This window comes from Streptomyces sp. NPDC058459 (assembly GCF_042721685.1).
Taxonomy (GTDB): Bacteria; Actinomycetota; Actinomycetes; order Streptomycetales; family Streptomycetaceae; genus Streptomyces.
In genome coordinates, this window is sequence record NZ_JBHXLV010000067.1 from 23171 (window position 1) to 29515 (window position 6345).

Annotated in this window: 6 protein-coding genes; 1 reads left to right on the plus strand and 5 read right to left on the minus strand. The window is 73.5% G+C overall.

The window, feature by feature from the left end:
• Position 1: 1 nt before the first annotated feature.
• From ACFWN1_RS15345 to ACFWN1_RS15360, 4 genes are read right to left on the minus strand one after another with little or no spacing between them, the layout of a single operon-like run.
• The gene (locus ACFWN1_RS15345; protein ID WP_384361748.1) at positions 2 to 658 is read right to left on the minus strand and encodes an ATP/GTP-binding protein; all 657 of its coding nucleotides are present in this window, start codon (positions 656 to 658) and stop codon (positions 2 to 4) included.
• Positions 639 to 1091 carry a DUF742 domain-containing protein gene (locus ACFWN1_RS15350; protein WP_384361751.1) on the minus strand — a complete coding sequence of 151 codons (453 nt, stop codon included), beginning with the start codon at positions 1089 to 1091 and terminating at the stop codon, positions 639 to 641. The genes ACFWN1_RS15345 and ACFWN1_RS15350 overlap by 20 nt, the downstream gene beginning before the upstream one ends.
• Positions 1088 to 1588 (minus strand): roadblock/LC7 domain-containing protein, encoded by a 501-nt coding sequence (locus ACFWN1_RS15355; protein ID WP_384361754.1) that lies wholly within the window; start codon positions 1586 to 1588, stop codon positions 1088 to 1090. The genes ACFWN1_RS15350 and ACFWN1_RS15355 overlap by 4 nt, the downstream gene beginning before the upstream one ends.
• On the minus strand, positions 1585 to 4410 hold the full coding sequence (locus ACFWN1_RS15360; protein ID WP_384361756.1) for a nitrate- and nitrite sensing domain-containing protein: 2826 nt from the start codon (positions 4408 to 4410) through the stop codon (positions 1585 to 1587). Before ACFWN1_RS15360 ends, ACFWN1_RS15355 begins: the two co-directional genes overlap by 4 nt.
• 381 nt (positions 4411 to 4791) lie before the next feature.
• Between ACFWN1_RS15360 and ACFWN1_RS15365 the strand changes: the two genes are divergently transcribed.
• On the plus strand, positions 4792 to 5580 hold the full coding sequence (locus ACFWN1_RS15365) for a hypothetical protein (RefSeq protein WP_384361759.1): 789 nt from the start codon (positions 4792 to 4794) through the stop codon (positions 5578 to 5580).
• A gap of 11 nt (positions 5581 to 5591) precedes the next feature.
• Here ACFWN1_RS15365 and ACFWN1_RS15370 read toward each other — a convergent pair whose 3' ends face one another.
• On the minus strand, positions 5592 to 6083 hold the full coding sequence (locus ACFWN1_RS15370) for a MarR family winged helix-turn-helix transcriptional regulator (RefSeq protein WP_384361762.1): 492 nt from the start codon (positions 6081 to 6083) through the stop codon (positions 5592 to 5594).
• Positions 6084 to 6345: the final 262 nt, after the last annotated feature.

Here is a 6345-nt window from a genome sequence, read left to right on the forward strand (position 1 = left end):
GCTACTCGGGGGTTACGTCGAGGGCGTGGCCCACCAGGGCCAGGAGGGTCTCGATCGCTGAGATCCGGCGCCGCGCGTCCATGATCATGACAGGGATGTGCGCCGGTACGGCCAGCGCCTCCCGCACGTCCTCCGGCCCGAACATCTCGCTGCCGTCGAAGTGGTTGACCGCGACCACGTACGGCAGGCCGCAGCTCTCGAAGTAGTCCAGCGCCGGGAAGCAGTCCTTGAGCCGGCGGGTGTCGGCCAGGACCACGGCGCCTATCGCGCCGCGCACCAGGTCGTCCCACATGAACCAGAACCGCTGCTGGCCCGGCGTGCCGAACAGGTAGAGCACCAGGTCGTCGTCGAGCGTGATGCGGCCGAAGTCCATGGCCACGGTCGTGGAGGTCTTGCCCGGCGTGGCGCTGAGGTCGTCGGTGTCCTCGCTCGCCTGGGTCATCAGCGCCTCGGTCCGGAGCGGGGTGATCTCCGAGACCGCGGTGACCAGCGTGGTCTTGCCGACGCCGAAACCGCCCGCCACCACGATCTTCGTGGCGACGGGGGCCCGGCTGCGGTCCTGCTGCCAGGACTTCAGTTCCTCGACGGGCTCGGCCGCGCCGTCGGCGAGGGGAACGTCCCCCACGGGGGCGGTCGCGTCAGAGACGGCGGAGTCCACTCAGCACCCTTTCCAGCAGCGCGCGGTCCGGACGGCCGGTGCCGTGACCGGTTCCGGTGCCGTACACACGGATCTTTCCCTGGTCCGCGAGGTCGCTGAGGAGCACCCGGACCACGCCGAGCGGCATGCTCAGCAGCGCGGCGATCTCGGCCACCGTGCGCATACGGCGGCACAGTTCGACGATGGCGACCAGCTCCGGCATCACGCGCGGAGCGGCCCCTCCCCCACTGGTCAGCACGTGGGCGGTGCCCCCGGCCAGTTCCCCGCGCTCCTCCGGGGCGTCGAGGGCCGCGGTGCCGGCCACGAACGTCTCCACCAGGAGGACGTGACCGAAACGGGTGCGGCCGCCGGTGAGCGAGTAGGGGCGCACGCGGGCGGCCTTGCGGTCGCCGCCGCGCTTGGGGAGCTGCGTCTTCCCGGCGATGGCGCTCATCGGCTGCTCCCGCTCGGCTCGGCCTCCATGGATTTCCGCAGTTCGCTGCGGAGTTCCGGGGTCAGCACATGTCCGGCCCGGCCGACGAAGAGCGCCATGTGGTACGCGATCACGCTCATGTCGCACTCGGCGGAGCCGTGCACTCCGAGCAGCGAGCCGTCGCTGATCGACATGACGAAGAGGCTGCCCTCGTCCATGGCGACCATGGTGTGCTTGACCGAGCCGGAGTCCATCAGCTCGGCCGCGCCCGCGGTGAGGCTGCCGATGCCGGAGACGATGGTGGCCAGGTCGGCGGCGGAGCCACGGGGCCCCTTGGTCACCGGCCGGTTCTGCCGCTCCGCCTCGGCGCGGCCCGGGTCGGACGACAGCAGGAGCAGGCCGTCGGAGGAGACGACCGCGACCGACTGGATACCGGGTACTTCCTCGACCAGGTTGGTCAGCAGCCAATGCAGGTTGCGGGCTTCACTGCTCAGTCCGTAGGCACTGGGCGTGGTCAACTGCTTGCCTCCTCGGCGTGGCCCCCCGTGGACTCTTCGGCGTGCGCACTGCTGGTGGGCCGCTGGTTCTGCGCCGTGTGCTCGGCGATCTCCGCTTCCACGTCCCGGTGACCGGCCTGCGCCCCCTTGCGGAAGCCGCCGAGCCTGCGGCGCAGGGCCTCGGCGTCCACACCGGTGGCGCGCGGGCGGACCGGGGCCTCGGGCGCGGTGATCTTCGGGGTGCGCTTGGGCAGGCCCTTGCTCGTCAGCTTCTCCTCCGTCTCGTCCGGGGCACGGTCGTGCGTGGCCTCGGCGGGGAGGGGGGCGGCGTGCCCGGGGGCTGCGGACGCGGGGGTGACGGGCTCGGGGGTGACGGGCTCGGGGGTGATGGGCGCGGGGGCGGCCGGCTCGGTGGTGGCCGCGGCGTTCCCGGCGGCGGGGGCGGCCGTCGGGAGCAGCAGCTCCATCGTGGTCTCGGGGGCCGACTCCGGCAGCGCCTCGGGGAGTGCGCCGGGCACGGTCCCGGGCGCCGTCCCGGGCGCCGTCCGAGGTGTCTCGGGCGGCAGTTCACGGGTCGCCTGCCTCGGGATCACCGGCTCGCCGCTCTCCAGCACCGCCCTCTCGGCGAGGGCGACCACCGGGTCGGTGCCCTTGGGGCGACCGCGCAGCACGTTGGAGTTGGCCTCGGCGTCGGCGCCGGGCAGCGAGAAGCTCTGGGTGCCGGTGGTGGGGGCGGCGGGGTGCGGGACCGCGCCGGCCGGGGTCTCGGCGAGCAGCGACTTCGGCAGCACGACGACCGCGGCGACCCCGCCCTGCTTCTGCTCGCGCAGCCGCACGCGGATGCCGTGCCGGTGGGCGAGGCGGGCGACGACGTACAGCCCTAGGCCGAGGCCGTCCTCGCCCTCCTGCTCGTACGGCGACTCCGGGTCGAAGTCGGTGAGGCGGCCGTTGAGCCGCTCCATGCGCTCGGCGGCCATGCCGATGCCCTCGTCCTGCGCCGACAGCATGACCTCGCCGGACTCCAGCAGCCAGGCGGAGACCTCGACGGGCAGGTCGGGCGGGGAGAACGAGGTGGCGTTCTCCATGAGTTCGGCCAGCAGATGGGAGAGGTCGTCGGCGGCGAAGCCGGCCACATGGGCGTGCGGGGGCAGCGCGGCGATCCGGACGCGCTCGTACCGCTCGATCTCGCTGACGGCCGCGCGGACCACGTCGACCAGCGGGACCGGGCCGTGGGCGGGCTGGATGTGCTCGGTGCCGGAGAGGACCAGGAGGTTCTCGCTGTGCCGGCGCATGACTGTGGCGAAGTGGTCCAGCTTGAACAGGGTGGCCAGGCGCTCCGGGTCCTGCTCGCGCTCCTCCAGCCCCTCGATGACCGAGAGCTGGCGCTCGACCAGGCCGAGGGTGCGCAGCGCGAGGTTGACGAAGGTGCCGCCGATGCTCTCCCGCAGCCGCTCCAGCTGGCCGCTGGAGTCGCCGAGTTCGGTGCGCAGCGCCTCGCGGGCGTCGGCCATCTTCTGCCGCTGGCCGACCAGGTGCTTGCGGTCGGCCTCCAGGGTGGCGACCCGCTCGTGCAGGGTGAGGGCGTGCGCGTGCAGGGCGTTGACCGAGCGGACGACCTGGGCGAACTCGTCGTTGCGGCCGGTGAAGGCGATCGGCTCCTGCCCGGCGGGGTCCTCGGCGCCGGCCAGGCGGGCCGAGCCCCGGCGCAGCACGGACAGCGGCCGGGTCAGGGTGCGGGCCATGGCGGTGGCGATGCCGACGGCGACCAGCATCAGGGCGCCTAGCACCGCGATCCGGATCTCCAGACCGGTGACGTCGTCGTCCCGGAGGGTGGCGAGGCGCTGTCCCTGGCGCTCGTAGAGAGCGGACTCCGCGCCGCGCATCAGGTCGACGCGGGCGGAGAGGGCGGCGTCCAGCTTCTTGGCGCTGACGGCCAGTTGCCTGTCGCCGAAGGTGGGCTGGCCGGTGAGGAGGTCCAGGTACCTGTCGGCGGAGTTGACCTCAGGGCCGGTGACCGTGGAGTCGTAGGACGCGACGGCGTCCTTGGGCGCGGTCTCGCGGAAGGCGGCGAGGCCGGCGTCGGCACGCAGCCGGGCCCGCTGGGCGGCGGTGGTGAGCGCGTCGCGGCGGGCGGTGTCGGCCTTGCTGCTGTCGTTGCTGGTGACGGGCAGCCCGGTGACGGGGCTGATCACGGTGCGGGACGTGGAGGGGACGCTGAGCGCGGCCAGCAGCAGGCCGCGGGCGGCGGTGGACTGCTGGACGGCGGCGTCCAGTTCGGCCAGCGCGTAGGCGCCCGAGCCCGCGCGCGGGGGCGTCCGCTCGGCCAGCTCATCGGCGAGCCGGTGCAGTTCGGTGATGGTGGCCGAGTACGCCTGGTGGGTGCGCGGCGCGTCGGACCTGCCGGTCAGGGCGGCGCGGCGGACGGCGGCGATGCCGTCCAGCGCGGTACGCAGCCGGGCCGGCAGGTCGGTGTCCGCGCGCAGCTCCTCGACCTGGCGGTCGACGCGGGTGCCGCGCTGCTCGGAGGGCGCCTTGGTCTTGGGGCGTCCGGCGGCGACGTAGGGGGTGACCTCGTCGCGTTCGTCGGCCAGCGAGTGGGCGAGCGCGAGGGCGTCCTGCGTCTCGTCCGCGAGGGTCACCAGCTTCTGGGACTCATGGAGGTCCCCGGAGGCGGTGAGCAGGGCGGGGGCGCCTGCTCCGGCTATGGCGGCGGCCACCACGGCCACGGCGACGATCAGCCGGTTACGCACATGGGTGGGGCGTCCAGCGCCCACGGGGTTCTGCTCGGCGGTCCCCTGGGGGGCCGTCTGCCTGCCTGTGCGCCGAGGCCGCTTCTTCTGCACCGGTGCTCGCAATCCTGAACTCGTCTACGGAAGGGCCGGGCGGCGCCCCGTCGTCTCGGTGCCAAGTGGTGCGTACACCCGGTTCATGGTTCCCGACCCTCCCAGCGCCGGTGGGCAGGGGCCGCGCATCACCTGACCCGCCACCCGAAGGAGTGAACATCGGAGGGGAGTTGGCGGGCAAGTCGTGACGGCGCCCCGGACACCGGTGCGCGCCGGGCCGGTTGGACGCGGGGGGCTGGCTTTGGCACTATTCGCCGCCACGCGTTCCCGGACCGTGTCATTTGCCGCCAATCCCGGCGTCTGAGCTGGGCGGTCCCGCCGATCCGGGTACGCACTCCGGCCGTCGCCCGCTGCCGTGAAGGCTTCGGGCAGACTGGCGGGGTGCGTACTGATCTCGTCTCGGAACCCGGCACCGCCGGCCGGCCCAACGAGGACTTCGCGGGGGTCGGACTGCCCGTCTGCGGGCAGGGCGGTTGCGTGATCTTGCTGGACGGAGTGACACCGCCTCCGCACCCGCCGGGCTGCTCCCACCCGGTGCCCTGGTTCACCGCCCGGCTGGGCGGCGCGCTGACCGAACTGACCGTTTCTCACCGAGATCTGACGCTGGCCGAGATTCTCGGCCGGGCGATCGGCCAAACATCCGAGGCCCATCTGATCACCTGTGACCTTTCTCACCCGCGTACCCCCCAGGCGACGGTGGTGCTGGTCCGCTGGTCGGCGGAGACGGTCGAGTACCTGGTGCTCTCGGACTCCGTGCTGCTGCTGCGCGCCCCGGACGGCACGGTGACCCCGGTGCTGGACGACCGGCTGAGCCGGCTGCCGCGCGCGGCGCTGGCGAGCGCGGAGCGGGTGGACGCCGAGCTGCGCAACAGGGAGGGCGGCTTCTTCACGGCCGCCGCCGACCCCTCGGTGGCCCGGCGCGCGGTCACCGGCACGGTGCCGCGCGCCCAGGTGCGCTCGCTGGTGGCGCTGACGGACGGCGCGGCCCGCTGGACGGAGAAGTTCCGCGAGGGCGACTGGACGGCCCTGTTCGACCTGGTCGCCAAGGAAGGCACCCGCGCCCTGGTGGACCGGGTACGGGAACTGGAGCTGGCGGACCGCGGGGAGCGGGCGTTCCTGGGCCGCAGCAAGACGCACGACGACGCGACGGCGGTCCACGTGGAGCTGTGAGGGCCCGGCGGCTACTTCTCGGTGATGTCGTTCAACTGATGCAGCAGCCGCGCGAGTTCGGCGACCTCACGGCGGTCCCAGTGGGCGAGCTTGGTGACGTAGCGGGCGCGGCGGGCCTCTCTGACCCGGCCCACCCGGCTCCGGCCCTCTTCGGTGAGGGTGACCAGCCAGGCCCGGCCGTCCGCCGGGTCGGGCTCGCGGGCGATCAGACCGAGGTCCTCCAGGGCGCGCAGCTGGCGGGACATGGTGGCCTTGCCGACGCCGATGTAGGCGGCCAGGTCGGTGGCCCGCTGGGCGCCCTGCTCGTCGAGCCGGATGAGCAGCCCGTACGCGGCCGGTTCCAGGTCGGGGTGGACCTCGCGGGCCATCTCGCCCTGGTTGGCCCGCGCCCGCCGCAGCAGCACCGTCAGTTCGCGCTCCAGTGCCAGGAATTCCTGGTCGGCAGAGCGCGGCGCCACGGATGCGGCGCCCTCGCCCGTACCGTTGTTCCCGTCCTCGTGCACCTCAGTACCCCTGCCCGGTCTCGCGTCTGAAAATTTCTGCCGGACCACGTCATCGCCGCAGCTCGGTCAGTATTTCGCAGGCGTGGACCGCCGACGGCATCCGGACCCCCTTCCCCGTCATCCGGACGGGCCCCCCGCGGCGGGCCGGGGCACCAGGCTCGTCGGTCTCCGGCCCGACGGCCGGCGACCACGACGAGTCCGACGGCGCCCCGGACCGGGTGCGGGTGCCGGCTGACGGACAGGTGCGCGCGAAGGGCCCGAG

Coding starts and splice junctions, on each gene's coding strand:
- ACFWN1_RS15350 (WP_384361751.1), bottom strand. CDS start 1,091: ATGAGCGCCATCGCCGGGAAGACGCAGCTCCCCAAGCGCGGCGGCGAC.